This window comes from Pseudanabaena sp. PCC 9330 (genome assembly GCF_055795045.1).
Genome location: NZ_JAYFES010000074.1, coordinates 1 through 15,924 on the forward strand (window position 1 = coordinate 1; position 15,924 = coordinate 15,924).

Annotated in this window: 14 protein-coding genes; 2 read left to right on the forward strand and 12 right to left on the reverse strand. The window is 63.0% G+C overall.

The window, feature by feature from the left end; genetic code table 11:
- Window positions 1–268, forward strand: a 268-nt coding sequence (locus AC0QKW_RS05745; protein WP_473150105.1) for a tyrosine-type recombinase/integrase, incomplete at its 5' end; no start/stop codon positions are given.
- Between the two features lie 439 nt (window positions 269–707).
- Window positions 708–956: a hypothetical protein gene (locus AC0QKW_RS05750; RefSeq protein WP_473150106.1), complete on the forward strand. Its 249-nt coding sequence runs from the start codon at window positions 708–710 to the stop codon at window positions 954–956.
- Between the two features lie 219 nt (window positions 957–1,175).
- On the opposite strand, the gene hypD is transcribed toward AC0QKW_RS05750, so the two are convergent.
- From hypD to AC0QKW_RS05810, 12 genes are all read right to left on the reverse strand, one after another.
- A complete protein-coding gene (gene hypD / locus AC0QKW_RS05755; RefSeq protein ID WP_473150107.1) occupies window positions 1,176–2,291 on the reverse strand; it encodes a hydrogenase formation protein HypD in 1,116 nt (371 codons plus the stop codon).
- Window positions 2,288–3,310 (reverse strand): dihydroorotate dehydrogenase-like protein, encoded by a 1,023-nt coding sequence (locus AC0QKW_RS05760; RefSeq protein ID WP_473150108.1) that lies wholly within the window; start codon window positions 3,308–3,310, stop codon window positions 2,288–2,290. The genes hypD and AC0QKW_RS05760 overlap by 4 nt, the downstream gene beginning before the upstream one ends.
- Complete coding sequence (gene nifJ / locus AC0QKW_RS05765; protein WP_473150109.1) at window positions 3,307–6,945, reverse strand: pyruvate:ferredoxin (flavodoxin) oxidoreductase; 3,639 nt, start codon at window positions 6,943–6,945, stop codon at window positions 3,307–3,309. Before nifJ ends, AC0QKW_RS05760 begins: the two co-directional genes overlap by 4 nt.
- Window positions 6,942–7,193: a HypC/HybG/HupF family hydrogenase formation chaperone gene (locus tag AC0QKW_RS05770; protein ID WP_473150110.1), complete on the reverse strand. Its 252-nt coding sequence runs from the start codon at window positions 7,191–7,193 to the stop codon at window positions 6,942–6,944. Before AC0QKW_RS05770 ends, nifJ begins: the two co-directional genes overlap by 4 nt.
- Window positions 7,184–9,523, reverse strand: coding sequence for a carbamoyltransferase HypF (hypF, locus tag AC0QKW_RS05775; RefSeq protein WP_473150111.1), 2,340 nt, complete (start codon window positions 9,521–9,523; stop codon window positions 7,184–7,186). The genes AC0QKW_RS05770 and hypF overlap by 10 nt, the downstream gene beginning before the upstream one ends.
- Window positions 9,524–9,718: 195 nt before the next feature.
- Window positions 9,719–10,504: a hydrogenase nickel incorporation protein HypB gene (gene hypB, locus AC0QKW_RS05780; RefSeq protein WP_473150112.1), complete on the reverse strand. Its 786-nt coding sequence runs from the start codon at window positions 10,502–10,504 to the stop codon at window positions 9,719–9,721.
- On the reverse strand, window positions 10,504–10,845 hold the full coding sequence (hypA, locus tag AC0QKW_RS05785) for a hydrogenase maturation nickel metallochaperone HypA (protein WP_473150113.1): 342 nt from the start codon (window positions 10,843–10,845) through the stop codon (window positions 10,504–10,506). The genes hypB and hypA overlap by 1 nt, the downstream gene beginning before the upstream one ends.
- Complete coding sequence (locus AC0QKW_RS05790) at window positions 10,833–11,336, reverse strand: hydrogenase maturation protease (protein WP_473150114.1); 504 nt, start codon at window positions 11,334–11,336, stop codon at window positions 10,833–10,835. The genes hypA and AC0QKW_RS05790 overlap by 13 nt, the downstream gene beginning before the upstream one ends.
- The gene (locus tag AC0QKW_RS05795; RefSeq protein WP_473150115.1) at window positions 11,333–12,757 is read right to left on the reverse strand and encodes a Ni/Fe hydrogenase subunit alpha; all 1,425 of its coding nucleotides are present in this window, start codon (window positions 12,755–12,757) and stop codon (window positions 11,333–11,335) included. Before AC0QKW_RS05795 ends, AC0QKW_RS05790 begins: the two co-directional genes overlap by 4 nt.
- Window positions 12,758–12,769: 12 nt before the next feature.
- Window positions 12,770–13,318 carry an NADH-quinone oxidoreductase subunit B family protein gene (locus AC0QKW_RS05800; RefSeq protein ID WP_473150116.1) on the reverse strand — a complete coding sequence of 183 codons (549 nt, stop codon included), beginning with the start codon at window positions 13,316–13,318 and terminating at the stop codon, window positions 12,770–12,772.
- Window positions 13,306–14,022 carry a bidirectional hydrogenase complex protein HoxU gene (hoxU, locus tag AC0QKW_RS05805; protein ID WP_473150117.1) on the reverse strand — a complete coding sequence of 239 codons (717 nt, stop codon included), beginning with the start codon at window positions 14,020–14,022 and terminating at the stop codon, window positions 13,306–13,308. Before hoxU ends, AC0QKW_RS05800 begins: the two co-directional genes overlap by 13 nt.
- 247 nt (window positions 14,023–14,269) lie before the next feature.
- Window positions 14,270–15,922 carry an NADH-ubiquinone oxidoreductase-F iron-sulfur binding region domain-containing protein gene (locus AC0QKW_RS05810; protein WP_473150118.1) on the reverse strand — a complete coding sequence of 551 codons (1,653 nt, stop codon included), beginning with the start codon at window positions 15,920–15,922 and terminating at the stop codon, window positions 14,270–14,272.
- Window positions 15,923–15,924 lie beyond the last annotated feature (2 nt).

Below are 15,924 nucleotides of genomic sequence, written 5' to 3' on the forward strand. Positions count from 1 at the left end.
TGAGATGACGCAAATTTCAGCGTCTCATGTCACCTCACCTTTTCCCCTCGCGTCACGACGTTTCAAGCCTTTCACCCACTTGTGTCAGGCAGTCAGGGTGGGTTGTCATACGTTTCGCCATAGCTTTGCTACTCATCTTTTAGAAGCTGGCTATGACATTCGCACGATTCAAGAACTGCTAGGGCACAAAGATGTAAAGACAACGATGATTTATACCCATGTTTTAAATCGAGGCGGGCGAGGGGTAAGAAGTCCGCTGGATGGTTAGCAGTCTTCTGCCATCTGCTCTTGTCCTACGGTTGACGGGGAGCGATCGCACCAGTACACTCATCCACTAAGCCGTTCACTAGAACGGTGGCCATACAGAACTCGAAAATCTTGGCGCTGTCCGTAGGTGTTAGCAGCACCTACGAACAGCTAACCCCGCAAATCTACCAGTCAGATTGCGAGGCTAAGGGGATCGTACCTTAGCAACCCCAATTTGCACTTCAGCGGGTGGCTAGGGTTTTCGCGTTCTGTCTTCCTCCGCCCTTCCCCTCCTCGGAGGGGTGCCCGCAGGGCGGGGTGGGTTAGTCTCGGCAACGAGCCTACGGCTTACCGCGAGTAAGTCGGTTGGTTGCTTGGGTTGAACCCACCCCTACCCCTCCCAGGAGGGGACTTGCGACCTAGGGCTTGCTAACTGCAAACAAAAAAGGAACACAGAACCGATGTTTGACTATCTTGAACCCGACGCCAGCGGTGCGTCGAACATTCCGCCGTTGCCCTCTAGCAGACCTCATCCGCACCCCGAGCGAGTGCGCCATCTGCTCTACGGCAGCCTGGCCGCCCTAGAGCGCACCATCAAAATTCTCCACGCCTACGGCTACGCCGACCCCAACGACGGTCGCGACCCCATACCCACCGAAACGCCCAACCAGTGGATGGCGATTATGACCAAGATCGTACGGCTGGAATAGCTAAATGACCCCACTTTGAGAGAACGGCTTCCCCTCCTTGGGAGGGGTGCCCGCAGGGCGGGGTGGGTCAGTCTCGGCAATAGGCTCGTTGCATACCGCGAGTAAGTTTGTTGGGTGCTTAGGTTGAACCCACCCCTGCCCCTCCCAGGAGGGGATAGCGGGCCTGCTTTTGTAAGGAATTTCTGATCTCGACATTAGGTTAACCACACCACATTATCCCTACGTCACCGCCACGGTGGGCATTTGGCGATAGCGGTAGTAGGCCGCGCAGGCCCCCTCCGACGACACCATCGGTGCGCCCAGGGGGTGGTCGGGGGTGCAGCTTGTGCCAAAGGCGGGGCAAGACTGGGGCTTGCGAATGCCCTGGAGAATCTGGCCGCTGATGCAGTCGTTGGGGGCCGAGGGGTTGGGAGCCAGAGTGGGCAGCAAGCCCCTATGCCGCACGTCGAAGGCGGCAAACTCGGCCCTGAGGCCCAGCCCGCTGGCGGGGATTTCGCCGATGCCGCGCCAGGTCTGGGGCACCACTTCAAAGACCTGGTGCAGCAGGGCCTGGGCGGTTTCGTTGCCCTGGGGGCGCACAGAGCGGGCGTACTGGTTTTCGACGGTGGCCTGGCCGGTTTCGAGCTGGTGCAGGCAGTGGTAGAGCCCTTGCAAAATATCGACCGGCTCGAACCCGGTGACGACAATGGGCACATGGTAGCGGGCGGCGATCGCCCCATATTCGTGATACCCCATCACCGTACACACATGGCCAGCGGCCAAAAAGCCCTGCACCTGGCAGTCGGGGGAGCCCAAGATCGCCTCCATAGCGGGGGGCACCCGCACGTGGGAGACCAGCACCGAGAAATTTGGCAGCTGCTGCTGGGCCGCCTGGTACACCGTCATGGCGGTGGCGGGGGCGGTGGTCTCAAAGCCGACGGCAAAGAAGACCACCTCTTTGTCGGGGTTTTGCTGGGCGAGTTTGAGGGCATCGAGGGGCGAGTAGAGCATGCGCACATCGCCGCCCGTGGCCCTGGCGCTGAGCAGGTCGCCCCCACCGGGGCTGCCGGGGACGCGCAGCATATCGCCAAAGGAGCAGAGGATGACGTTAGGCTGGGCGGCCAGGGCGATCGCAGTATCAATGATCTCCGCTGGGGTAACGCACACCGGGCAGCCGGGGCCGTGAATCAGGGTGATCTGGGGCGGCAGCAGGGCGTCGAGGCCGTACTTGACGATGGTGTGGGTCTGCCCGCCGCAGATTTCCATAATCGTCCAGGGCTGGGGGTCGAGCTGGGCGATCGCCTCGGCGTAGTGCTGCACCGCCGCCCGATCCCGAAAGTCATCGACGTACTTCATCGGCGCTCCTCCGCTAGATCCCAGTGGGGGTGGTAGGTCTGGATGGTCTTCATGTACTGCACCCGCTCAAACTGGCTGGGGTCAGGGCAGTGGCGCTGGCTCAGGGTGCCCCGCAGTTGGGCGACCGAGTCGTACTCGTGCTCGGCGAGCCAGGCGATCAGGTCTTGCTCGATGGTGCGTAGGTGGTTGACGCCGTGGCGCAGCAGGGCCGCGACGATCTGCGTTACGGTGGCCCCGGCCATCAGCAGCCGCACCACATCCTGGGCGCTGTGGACGCCGCTGGTGGCGGCCAGGTCGGCGTCGATGCGTCCGTAAAGAATGCCAATCCAGTGCATGGGCAGGCGCAGGGCCTGGGGGGTGCTGAGCAGGAGCTGGGGCCGCACCTCCAGGGCTTCGATGTCGAGGTCGGGCTGATAGAAGCGGTTGAACAGCACCAGGCCGTCGGCCCCGGCGGCGCAGAGGCGTTTAGCCATGTTGGCGGTGTTACTAAAGAAGGGGCTGAGCTTGACCGCCACCGGAATGGTGACCTGGTCTTTCACCTGGCTGAGAATGTCGATGTACTGGGCCTCGACCTCGGCCCCGGAGAGATCGGGGTCGGTGGGAATCCAGTAAATATTTAGCTCCAGGGCATCGGCCCCGGCCTGCTGAATGTTTTTGGCATAGTCCACCCAGCCACCCAGGGACGAGCCATTCAGGCTGCCGATGATGGGAATGCCCAGATCGCGCTTGGCCTGCTGGATGTGCTCCAGGTAGTGCTCGGCCCCGACGTGGAAGATTTCGGGCTCGGGGAAGTAGGTGAGGGCTTCGGCAAAGCTGTGGGTGCCGTATTCCAGATGGTGGTGCAGGTCGAGCATATCCTGGCGAATTTGCTCTTCAAACACAGAATGCATGACGATTGCCGCAGCCCCGGCCTCTTCCAGCCGTTTGAGCACCGCCAGGTCTTCGCTCAGGGGGGCAGCGGCCCCAATGACGAGGGGCGATCGCAGGGTCAGACCCAGGTAGGTCGTGGTTAAATTCATGGGGTCACCTCTGGATTGGGGGACATAGGCTGACTGGCTGACGGGGGGCGGGCAGCGAGGTATTGGTACATCTGCCAGCGGGTGTTGATGCCCGCCTGAGCTTCTTGCAGCAGGCGTTTGGCCGCCTCGGGGTTGCTGCGGGCCAGCATTTTGAACCGATTTTCGCTGTACATGGCCGCCTCCAGGGGAGTTTTGGGCGATCGCGAGTCGAGCATCAGCGGGTTTTCGCCGCGATCGCTGCGGCGCGGGTCGTAGCGGTAGAGCAGCCAGCGGCCCGACTCGACCGCCAGCTTTTGCTGGTGCATGCCCTGCTGCATGTCGATGCCGTGGGCGATGCAGTGGGCGTAGGCGATGATCAGCGACGGCCCATCATAGGATTCGGCCTCCAGGAACGCCTTGAGGGTGTGCTCATCCCGCGCCCCCATGGCCACGCTGGCCACGTAGACATTGCCGTAGGTCATGGCCATCAGGCCCAGGTCTTTTTTGGGGGCGGGTTTGCCTCCAGCGGCAAATTTGGCCACCGCCCCCTTGGGGGTCGATTTCGACATCTGCCCCCCGGTGTTGGAATAGACCTCGGTATCCAGCACCAGAATGTTGACATTGCGACCGCTGGCCATGACGTGGTCGAGGCCGCCGTAGCCGATGTCGTAGGCCCAGCCGTCGCCGCCGATCAGCCAGACGCTTTTCTTCACCAGGTAGTCGGCCAACGATTGCAGACTCTGGATTTTTTCCGCCAGGGCGGTCTCTAAACCGGGCGCATTCCCCCAGGCGGCCAGGTGGCCCTTGAGCTGGGCGACCCGCTCCCGCTGCTCGTAGATCTCGGCTTCGTCGGTTTGGGCGGTGTCGGTCAGGGCCGCCACCAGGTCGGCGGGCAGGGGCGAACCGGACTGCCCCGCTAATTCATGGAGCAGGGCGATCGCCTGGGTGATGTGCTGATCCAGTGAAATACGGAAGCCCAGGCCAAATTCGGCGTTGTCTTCAAACAGGGAGTTGGCCCAGGCGGGGCCGCGCCCCTCGGCGTTGTGCGTCCAGGGGGTGGTGGGCAGGTTGCCGCCATAGATTGACGAGCAGCCGGTGGCGTTGGCCACCAGCATGCGATCGCCAAACAATTGCGTCGCCAGCTTCAGGTAGGGGGTTTCGCCACAGCCGCCGCAGGCCCCGGAAAACTCAAATAGGGGCTCTTGCAGCTGCTGCTGGCCGATCTTGTGCAGGTTGAGCTGGCTGCGATCGGGGTTGGGCAAGTTTAAGAAAAAGTCCCAATTCTCCCGCTCCTGGTCGCGCAGGGGTAGCTGCGGCACCATGTTGATCGCCTTAAAGCGGGGTTCGAGCTTGTTTTTGGCGGGGCAAACCTCCACGCAGATGCCGCAGCCGGTGCAGTCTTCCGCCGCTACCTGAATGGTGAATTTGAGGTCGTGCCAGTCGTGGTCGCGGGCGGCAGTGGATTTGAAGGTCTCCGGCGCATTGGCCAGCTGGTCGGGTTCATACACCTTGGCGCGAATCACGCTGTGGGGGCAGACCATGACGCACTTGCCGCACTGCACGCACACATCGGGGTCCCAGGCGGGGATTTCGGTGGCGATGTTGCGCTTTTCCCACTTGGTGGTGCCGCTGGGGTAGGTGCCATCCACCGGCAGGGCGCTGACCGGCAGATCGTCGCCGTGGCGGGCCATCATCATGCCCAGCACGTCGCGCACAAAGGCGGGGGCCTGGTCGGGCACGGGGTTGTGGCGTACTGGGTTATGGGGAACTGTGACGGCAGCCCCCACGGCCACGGGTTCTCGCACCGCCACCTCGTGGAGGTTTTCCAGGGTTTGATCGACGGCGGCCAGGTTCATCTGCACCACGTCTTCGCCCTTTTTGCCGTAGGTCTTGCGAATGGCCTGATTGATCTGGGCGATCGCATCTTCCCTGGGCAGCACCCCGGCCAGGGCAAAGAAGCACACCTGCATGACGGTGTTAATGCGCCCCTTCATGCCCGCCTCCAGGGCCACCTGGTTGGCGTCAATGGCGTAGACCTTGAGCCCTTTGTCGAGCACAATCTGCCGCAGTTCCTCGGGGAGCCGCTGCCAGGTTTCCTCGGCGCTGTAGGGGCTGTTGAGCAGGAAGGTCGCCCCGGCCTTGGCTTCTTTGAGCACCTCGTACTTCTCGACAAACTCCCACTGGTGGCAGGCGACGAAGTTGGCGCTCTCGACCAGGTAGGTGGAGCGAATCGGGTTGGGGCCAAAGCGCAGGTGCGAAACCGTCACCGAGCCCGACTTTTTGGAGTCGTAGACGAAGTAGCCCTGGGCGTAGTTGTCGGTTTCTTCGCCGATGATTTTGATCGAGTTTTTGTTGGCCCCCACGGTGCCGTCGGAGCCCAGGCCGTAGAAGATGGCCCGCACTACCGAGTCGGGCTCGATGGTGAAGCTGGGGTCCACGGTGAGCGAGGTGTGGGTGACATCATCGTTGATGCCCACGGTGAAGTGGTTTTTGGGCTGCGGTGCCGCCAAATTCTCAAACACCGCCTTGACCATGGCCGGGGTAAACTCCTTCGATGACAGGCCGTAGCGGCCCCCGACGACGCGCACCTGGGTGCGGCCCGCCTCCGCCAAACTGCCGACCACATCCTGGTAGAGGGGTTCGCCCAGGCTGCCGGGTTCTTTGGTGCGGTCAAGAACGGCGATCGCGCCCACCGACTCGGGCAGCGCCGCTACAAAGTCCGCCAGGCTCCAGGGCCGGTAGAGCCGCACCTTCAGCACGCCGATCTTTTCTCCCTGGGCCAGCAGGTAGTCGACGGTTTCGTGCACCGTTTCGCAGGCGGAGCCCATGAGGACGATCACCCGTTCGGGGGTGGGGTGGCCGTGGTAGTCAAACAGTCGGTAGGCGCGCCCGGTGAGCTGGGCAAAGTCATCCATGGCCGCCTGCACCAGGCCGGGGCAGGCATTGTAAAAGGAGTTCACCGTTTCCCGTGCCTGAAAGTAGACATCGGGGTTTTGGGCGGTGCCGCGAATTACCGGGCGATCGGGGGTAAGGGCGCGCTGGCGGTGGGCCAGGATGGGGGCCTGGGGCAGCAGCGATCGCAGATCGTCGTCATCCAGCAGTTCCACCTTCTGCACTTCGTGGGAGGTGCGAAACCCATCGAAGAAATGCAGGAAGGGAATGCGGCTGGCAAAGGTGGCGCGGGTGGCGATCGCCGCCAGATCCTGGGCCTCCTGCACCGAGGCCGAGCTGAGCAGGGCGCAGCCGGTGGCGCGAACAGCCATCACATCGCTGTGGTCGCCAAAGATAGACAGCCCCTGGGCCGCCAGGGAGCGGGCGGCAATGTGGATGGCGATCGGGGTCAGCTCCCCAGCAATTTTGTAGAGGTTGGGGATCATCAACAGCAGCCCCTGGGAGGCCGTAAAGGTCGTGGTCAACGACCCGGCCTGGAGCGCCCCGTGGACGGCCCCGGCCACCCCGCCCTCGCTCTGGAGCTGCACGATGTTGGGCACCGCCCCCCACAGGTTGGGCTGGTGGGCCGCAGACCAGGCATCGGCCCACTCGGCCATGGTCGAAGAGGGGGTAATCGGGTAGATGGCGATCACTTCGCTGAGGCGGTAGGCGATGCGGGCGACGGCCTCGTTGCCATCGAGGGTTGCAAAGGTCGGGGTTTTCATGGGTTCAATACTCCCAGGTGAGTCAAATCTTGTAGGGTCTGCTGGGCCTCGTCTTCATCGAGAATGCTGAGGGCAAAGCCGACGTGAACAATGACGTAGTGGCCGACGGTGGCCTCGGGCACGTAGGCGAGGCTGACCTCGCGCACAATGCCGCCAAAGCTGACTTTGCCGGTGCGCAGGTAGTCATTCCCGTCGCCGGAGGGCGGATCGGTGATGCTGACGATTTGACCGGGCACCGCTAGACACATGGCGCACTTCCTACTGTTTGTTGATGTTTCCAATGGGCACCCAGCAGTTGCCCCGCTGCAAGGCCACCATCGTTGGCTGGGATCTGGTGGTGCCAGTGGGGTACAAACCCCTTGGCCCGCAGCCGCTGAATTGCCCGGTCGAGCAGGTAGCGATTTTGCCAGCAGCCCCCGGTCAGCAGGACGTTCTCGATGCCGACGTGGTTGGCGATCGCAACGATCATCTCCACTAAGGTGTTGTGGAATTTAGCCGCAACCCTGCCAGGGAAGTCCTGCCCCGTGAGAATCGCCTCGACCATTGGCTGCCAGTCCAGTACCAGCGTTCCTTCTAGGGTGTGGTCTAGGCCGTAGGGGTAGCGATCGCTCGTAGGTTCCAAAATCGCCTCTAGCTGCATCGCTGCTTCGCCCTCGAAGCTGTTGCGATCGCAGAGGCCGATCAGGGATGCGATCGCATCAAACAACCGCCCCATACTTGACGTTCTGGGCGCATTGACCCACTTCTGCAGCATGGTTCGTAGCACCGCTAACTCCTGCGGTTGAAAGGCTTGCAGGGTAGGGCAGTTCATGTCGAAAGCTGCTTCGCCAAAGGCTTCGTAGAGCAATCCCAGGGCGGCACGGCGGGGTTCTTGGGCGGCGCGATCGCCCCCCGGCAGTGGAAACGTCCGCAGGTGCGCCACCCGCTGCCACCCGCTGCGATCGGGGATGGCCAGAAACTCGCCGCCCCAGAGGCTGCCGTCTAGGCCGTAGCCCGTGCCATCCCAGGCAATGCCCAAGACGGGTGGTTCTAGGCTGTTATCCACCATCCCTGCCAGCACGTGGGCGTAGTGGTGCTGCACTGGCACCAGGGGGACGTTCATTTGCTGGCTCAGGGCTTGGGCAAACTGGGTGGAACGGTAGTCGGGGTGGGCATCGCAGGCGATCGCCACAGGGTGCGCCTCGTACAGCTCTAGCAGTTGGGCGATGGTGTCTTGGAAGCGATCGCAGGTTTGCACCTGGTCGAGATCCCCCAGGTGGGGGCTGACCACGATCTGGTCTGGCAGGGATAGGGCGACGGTGTTCTTTAAATGGCCACCCACCGCCAGAATGCAGGGCATGGTCGGCTCCGGCACAGCCACCCGCAGGGGATAGCCCCGCGCCCGCCTCAGCAGCATGGGCTGGTCGGCGATGGTGCGCACCACCGAGTCGTCGATGGGCCGCGCGATCGGGCGATCGTGGACGAGGTAGCCGTCAGCGATCGCGGCCAACTCGCGAAGGGCGGCTTGCCCATCGCTACAGAGGGGGGCGTGGGAGCGGTTGCCGCTGGTGGCGACTACGGGGAAGCCGAGTGCAGCCAACAGCAAGTGATGCAGAGGCGTGTAGGGCAGCATAGCTCCGACGGTGCGCTGCCGGGGGGCAATGGCTGGAGCCAATTGTCCCTCGGCTTTTTGCTCTAGCAAAACAATGGGTGCCGCTGCCGAGGTCAGTAGCTCTCGCTCCGTTGACGAAACGAGGCAATCCTGCTCAATCGCCTCCAGGCTGGGGTACATGACCGCGAAGGGTTTGGCAGGTCGTTGTTTGCGATCGCGCAGCCGCTGCACCGCCCTTTCATTCCGCGCATCCACCACCAGATGAAAGCCGCCCAGCCCCTTCAGTGCCAGGATGTTCCCCTGGCGAATCCAATCCGCCGCCAGGGCGATCAGTTCAGGGGAATTTGCGCCGGGGGCGATCGCCTTCCCTTGGTCATCCCACAGTTCCAACTGAGGCCCACAGCGCCCGCAGGCATTGGGCTGGGCGTGGAACCGCCGATCGCAGGGGTTGTCATACTCCCGCTGGCAGTCGGGGCAGAGCGAAAAGCCCGCCATGGTGGTGTTGGGGCGATCGTAGGGCAGCCCGGTGACAATGCTGTAGCGGGGGCCGCAGTGGGTGCAGTTGGTAAACGGGTACCGATAGCGGCGGTTCTCGGGGTCGAACAGCTCCGCCAGGCAGGCAGGGCAGGTGGCCAGATCGGGCAAAATCCAGGCGGATTTGGGGGCGACATCCTGGGCAGAGCTGTGGATTTCAAAGGCTGTGTATCCAGCGGGGGCCAGCCACTGGGTTTCGAGGTGGGCGAGCAGGGCATGGGCGGGGCGATCGCGCTCTAGCCGCTCCAAAAACAGCGCCAGCACGGCAGCATTCCCTTCGACTTCGATATCGACGCCGCCGTCGTCGTTTCGCACCCAGCCGCCCAGGCCCAGATCCGTCGCCAGGGTATAGACAAAGGGCCGAAAGCCAACGCCTTGCACCATGCCCTGCACCCGCAGATGTAGGCGCTGCGGGGCGGGTGCTAACAGAGTCGATGGGGCGGGGCGGGTCATTGGGACACCTGGGCTAACCTGGGTTCGGGATAAGAAAATTCTCTGCAAAAGCAGGCTGGCTGTCCCCTCTTGGGAGGGGTAGGGGTGGGTCAGTCGGGGCTAATGTCGGAACATCACTCTATGCAGCTGATTATTCGCTGGAGCAGTTTTGACCCACCCCGCCCTGCGGGCACCCCTCCAAGAGAGGGGACGGCGTTATCCCGAACTGAGTTGGGCTAGGGGTGGCTGTTTTGTGTGAGCCTGCTGCGATCGCAGATAGGCCAGCCAGTCAGCCATGCCTACGCCGCTGCGGGCAGACAGCTCAAACACCTGGGCCTGGGGGGCCATGCGGCGGATATTGGCGATCGCCGTTGCCCGGTCAAACCCCACCGCCTCAGCGATATCGACCTTGGTCAACAGCACCACATCCGCCGACTGAAACGCCGTGGGGTATTTCAGCGGTTTGTCTTCCCCCTCGGTGACGGAGAGCAGCACCACCCGCAGGGTTTCCCCCAGGTCGTAGGCGGCGGGGCAGACGAGATTGCCCACGTTCTCAATCACCAGCAGATCCAAGTTCGCCAGGTCGAGGTGAGAGGCCGCGTGGGCGACCATGTCGGCCTCCAGGTGGCAGGCGGTGCCGGTGGTAATTTGCAGCGCCGTGGCCCCGGCGGCTCGGATTCGCTGGGCATCGTTTTCGGTGGCCAGATCGCCGACGATGACCCCAATGCGAGGGGCGTCCTTGCCCTGGGCGATCGCCGTCCGCTCAATCAGCGTGGTCTTCCCCGAACCGGGCGACGAGAGAATGTTGAGAACGAGCAGGCCAAGGGATTGAAAGGTGTCGCGGTTTTGGTGGGCAAGGCGATCGTTTTTCGATAGGAGGCGTTCGCGGACGTCTACGGTATGGGGGTGGTCATGGTGGTGGTGGTCGTGATCGTGGCGGTGGTGATCGGCCCCATGCAACATCACAGCATCCACCTCGCTACAGCCGCAGTTGGTACACATTACGACACCTCCAGGGATGCGAGTTCGAGTTCTTTGCCCTGGAGAATTGAGGTGCTCCAGGTGTGGCAGTGGGGGCACTCATAGCCCAGGTCTAGCGGCCTAAATTCGGCCTGGCAGGGGTGGCAAAAGCACAGGGTGGGGCAGGGCTCAATGGTGAGCTGGGCGTGTTCGGCGATCGTGCCTTGGGTAACGACATCAAAGGCAAACCGCAGCGCCTCGGGCTCTACCCCCGACAGATCGCCCACCCGCAGCGCCATCTGGTGAATGCGGCTGGCCCGTTCGCGGTGGGCGTAGTCGAGGGCGATCGCCAGTGCATTTTCCATCAGCCCTACTTCATGCATGGAACACCTCCGGCGTGTAGGGGCGCAGCATGCTGCGCCCCTACGGGGGTTATGGGTGGTATTGGGGTTTCTAGCAAATGGCCCTTCAGGGTGGTGAGACCCCAGGCCAGGCCATCCTGGGCGATCGCAGACAGCTCCATTCCATAGTCAAACGCCACCGCCGGAATCAGCAGGTGATGGGCGAGCGGCTCGGCTCCGTAGAGCGCCTTAGCCAGTTGGAGAATGACGCCAGGGCTCCACAGATGGTCGAGGCGGCTGTCGGGTGCGGTGGGAGCCACCGTTTCCACTCGGCCCAGCCCTTCGACGCAGGCATCGATGAACCAGACCTGCTCGACTTCGGCGATCGCAGCGGCCAGTTCCGGGGTGAGCTGGTGCACCGCCAGGGAGTCTACCCCCGGCAGATTCCACCCCTCCACTGCCTCAGCGACCAGGGGGCCGACGCCGTCGTCGCCCCGCAGCCCGTTGCCGTAGCCAATCACCAGGGTTTTCACCGGTACACCTCATCCAGCAGTTGCCCATTCGCCGCCACTAGCTCTAAGTGCAGGGGCATTTGCCCCGCCGCGTGGGTCGAGCACGACAGGCAGGGGTCGTAGCAGCGAATGCCCGCCTCCACCCGGTTGAGCAAGCCCTCGGGAATGTCGGCCCCGTGGATGTAGTGCTTGGCGATCTGGGCCACGGTTTTGTTCATGGCCAGGTTGTTTTGCCCGGTGGCGATGATCAAATTCACCTTTTCGAGCAGGCCGTTTTCATCCACCTGGTAGTGGTGAAACAGGGTGCCCCGCGGGGCTTCGCTGACCCCCACGGCATTGAGCTGGTTGACCCCGGCGTGGGCGCGGCAGCGGTCAGACAACACATCGGGGTCATCGACCAGCTCTTGAATTTTTTCGAGACAGGCGAGAATCTCGATCAGGCGGGCGTAGTGGTAGAGGAACGAGGAGGTGACCACGCCGCCGCTGCGATCGCGCAGTTCTTGCAATTCGCGATCGGCCCCCTCGGTGCCAATGTGGCTGCACACGTTCAGCCTTGCCAGCGGCCCCACCCGGTACATCCCCGCCGGGTAGCCCAAGGGCTGGTAATAGGGGAATTTTAGGTACGACCAGGGCTCCACCGCCTCGCCGAGAAACTGGTGGTAGTCGTCTTCGCTGAGGCCGTCGGCGACGATGTTGCCCTGGCTATCGGTGAACCGGAGCTTGCCGTCGTAGTGCTCCCACTCGCCGTTGGGGCCAACCAGGCCCATGTACAGCGTGGGGAATTCGCCAAAGATGCCGATTTCGGCCTGGAGCTGGTCGTCGAGCATGCCCTTGAACAGGCCCAGGGCCAGGTGAATGGTGTCGAGGGATTCGGGCAGGCGATCGACAATCCACTGGCGGCCTTCTTCAGAGAGGGGCGATCGCACCCCACCGGGCACCGTCCAGGCGGCGTGAATCTTGCGCGCCCCCAGTTTCTCAATCACCGTCTGGCCAAACTGGCGCAGCCGAATGCCCGCCCGCGCTAGGTCGGGGTTGGCGGCAATCAGACCAAACACGTTGCGCGTCGCCGGGTTGCTATCCCAGCCCAGCAAAAAGTCGGGGCTGCTGAGGTGAAAGAACGACAGCGCGTGGGACTGGGTAATCTGGGCCAGGTTCATCATTCGCCGCAGCTTGTCGGCAGCGGGGGGAATTTTGACCGCCAGGATTTTATCTCCGGTTTTGGCGGCGGCCAGCAGGTGGCTGACCGGGCAGATGCCGCAGATGCGGGCGGTAATGCCCGCCATCTCGGTGAAGGGGCGGCCCTCGCAAAATTTCTCAAACCCCCGATACTCCACCACGTGAAAGCGGGCGTCCGACACCTCCCCCGCCTCGTCGAGGTAGATCGAGATTTTGGCGTGCCCCTCAATGCGGGTGACCGGGTCGATGACAACGGTTCTGGTCATGGTGGGTTACTCCTAGCCAAACTTGATCATGTCGCGGCCGGCCATCACGGGCATTTCTCCCCGCAGCAGCGGCTCCAGGGTGGCCCGAATGCGATCGGCGGGGGGCGGGCAGCCGGGCATATAGATATCCACCGGCACGACCTGGTGCACCGGCACCACCTGGTCGAGCAGCTCTGGCACAATGCCCGGCTCGTGGGGCAGCTGGGGCGAATAGTCGGCCAGCTCCAGGTAGGTGCGCTTGAGCACCGACTCGGCCCCGTCTAGCATGTTGCGCATGGCGGGCACGTTGGCGGTCACCGCACAGTCGCCAAAGGAAATCAGCAGCTTGGTCTGGCGGCGCACCTGCAAGATCAGCTCCAGGTTGTCTTCGTTGGCGACGCCGCCCTCCACCAGGCACACATCCACATTCTCGGGATAGGCCTTAATGTCTGAGCCCACCGGGCTAAACACCACATCCACCTGCTGAGCCAGGTCGATCAGCCATTCGTCCAGATCGAGAAAGGACATGTGACAGCCCGAACACCCCGCCAGCCAAACCGTGGCAAACCTTATCTTGTCCATTGGTGCTGCTCCCGCGCAGTGACTAAAAATTCGAGCTTGGCGCGATCGCCCTCTTTTTCGCCCGTGGTGCTGCCCTTGCGGAAGATCGACCCGGTCGGGCAGGCATCCACACACTTGCCGCAGGAGGTGCAGGCATCCACCTCGCCCCAGGGCTGGTTCAGCCCCGACACAATGAAGCATTGCTCGCCCCGCTGGGCCACATCCCACACGTGGGCTCCCTCGATCTCGTCGCAGACCCGCACACAGCGGGTGCAGAGAATGCAGCGATTGTGGTCAATGCCAAACTGCGGGTGAGAGACATCCAGCGGGCGATCGGGGAACCGGTAGGGAAACCGGGAGTGATCCATCCCCACCGTTACCGCCATGTCTTGCAGTTCGCAGTTGCCGTTGGCGACGCACACCGAGCACACGTGGTTGCCCTCGGAAAACAGCAGCTCCACCGTCATCTTGCGGTACTGCTGCAGCTTGGGCGTGTTGGTCTGAATCGCCATGCCCTCGGCCACCTCGGTAACGCAGGCGGGCAGCAGCTTGTTTGAGCCTGCCACCTCCACCAGGCAGAGGCGGCAGGCCCCCACATCCTTCACCCCCTCCAGGTGGCAGAGGGTGGGGATGGCAATGCCGTTTTCCTGCGCGGCTTGCAGCACCGTGGCCCCCGCCTCAATGGCCACGTCTTTGCCATCTATGTTGAGTGTCTTGACCGACATGTATCTACCTCTCTGTACCTCGCGATCGCCCTTATCTGTGGAATCTGTCTTCGCAACATCCCCTCCTGGGAGGGGCAGGGGTGGGTCAGCCCAGTTGCAAAACCCACACCCTGCCCTTCGCAACATCTCCTCCTGAGAGGGGCAGGGGTGGGTCAGCCCAGTTCCCGGAGACCCACCCCGCCCTTTGGGCACCCCTCCCAGGAGGGGACGGGGGCGACTTTCCCCTCCTCGGAGGGGCAGGGGTGGGTCAAGAACTGCTCAAGGCCGGAGTTTTCAACAGCGCCTCGTACTCCTCGTGGAAGTACCGCAGCGTACTCAACACCGGATTCGGCGCGCTCATACCCAGGCCGCAGAGGCTGGTCTCCTTCACCATGTGGCACAGCTCCTCCAGCTTGCGCAGGTCATCCGCCGTTGCCTGGCCGCTGAGCAGGTGGGCCAGCATCTCGTAGAGCTGCACCGTACCCGCCCGGCAGGGAATGCACTTGCCGCAGCTTTCTTCCTTGCAAAACTCCATGTAAAACTTGGCCACCTCAACCATATTGGTGGTGTCATCCATCACCACCATGCCGCCCGAGCCCATCATGGAGCCGATCGCCACCAGCGAGTCATAATCCACCGGGGTATCGAGCAGCGACACGGGAATGCAGCCGCCGGAGGGGCCGCCGGTCTGCACCGCCTTGATGTCGCCCTCGGGCACGCCGCCGCCCATGGCTTCGACGATCTCGCGCAGGGTAATGCCCATGGGCACCTCGATCAGCCCGTTGTTGCGGATTTTGCCCGTCAGGGCAAAGATCTTGGTGCCCTTGCTCTTTTCGGTGCCGATGCCCGCATACCAGTCGGCCCCCCGGTGCAGGATCGGGGCAATGTTGCCGAAGGTTTCGACGTTGTTGGTCAGCGTCGGGCAGTCCCACAGGCCCGACTCGGCGGGGTAGGGAGGCCGGGGCTGCGGGTTGCCGCGCCCCCCCTCAATGGATTGGATCAGCGCGGTTTCTTCGCCGCAGACAAAGGCCCCGGCCCCAATGCGAATGTCGATCTTGAAGTCAAACAGCGAGTCGAAGATCTGAGCCCCCAGCAGCCCGTACTTTTTGGCCTGCTGAATCGCCTTTTGCAACCGCTGAATCGCCAGGGGATATTCGGCCCGCACGTAGATGAAGCCGTGGCTGGCCCCGACGGCGTAGCCTGCGATCGCCATCCCCTCCAGCACCAGGTGCGGGTCGCTCTCCAGCACGCTGCGATCCATAAAGGCACCGGGGTCGCCCTCGTCACCGTTGCAGATGACGTACTTTTGATCGCCGGGCATTTTGGCCACCGTGGCCCACTTCAGCCCCGTGGGGTAGCCGCCGCCGCCGCGCCCGCGCAGGCCGCTGCGGGTGATTTCGTCCACGACCTCCGCCGGGGTCATTTCATACACCGCTTTGTACAGCGAGCGGTAGCCCCCCACGGCGATGTATTCCTCAATGCGTTCGGGGTCGATGCGGCCACTGTACTCGCGCACCACCTTCATCTGGCGGGCAAAGAAGGGGTGCTGGGGGTTGCCCTGCACCGCTGTGGCCTCGCCCCCCTTGAGGGCGGTAATGATGCTGGCTGCCTGCTCGGGCTTGACCTCTTCGTAGAGCTGTTCTTCCTCCAGAGGTTTAGCCCCCTGAAAGTCAGGATCGAGCCAGGCCGAGGGTTCAATTTCGACCAAAGGCCCGCGTCCGCAGAAGCCCATGCAGCCGACGCCGATCGCCTCAACGTCATCCTCTAACCCTTCGGTTTTAATGGTGTCTTGCAGCGACTTCAGCACTGCTTCAGAGCTGGCCGCCCGACAGCCGGTGGAGGTGCAGCAGTGCACCCGCAGGCGCTTTTGCCGCGATCGCTCCGTCTGGGCCACGTCAATCAGATTGGCTAAGTCATCCATGG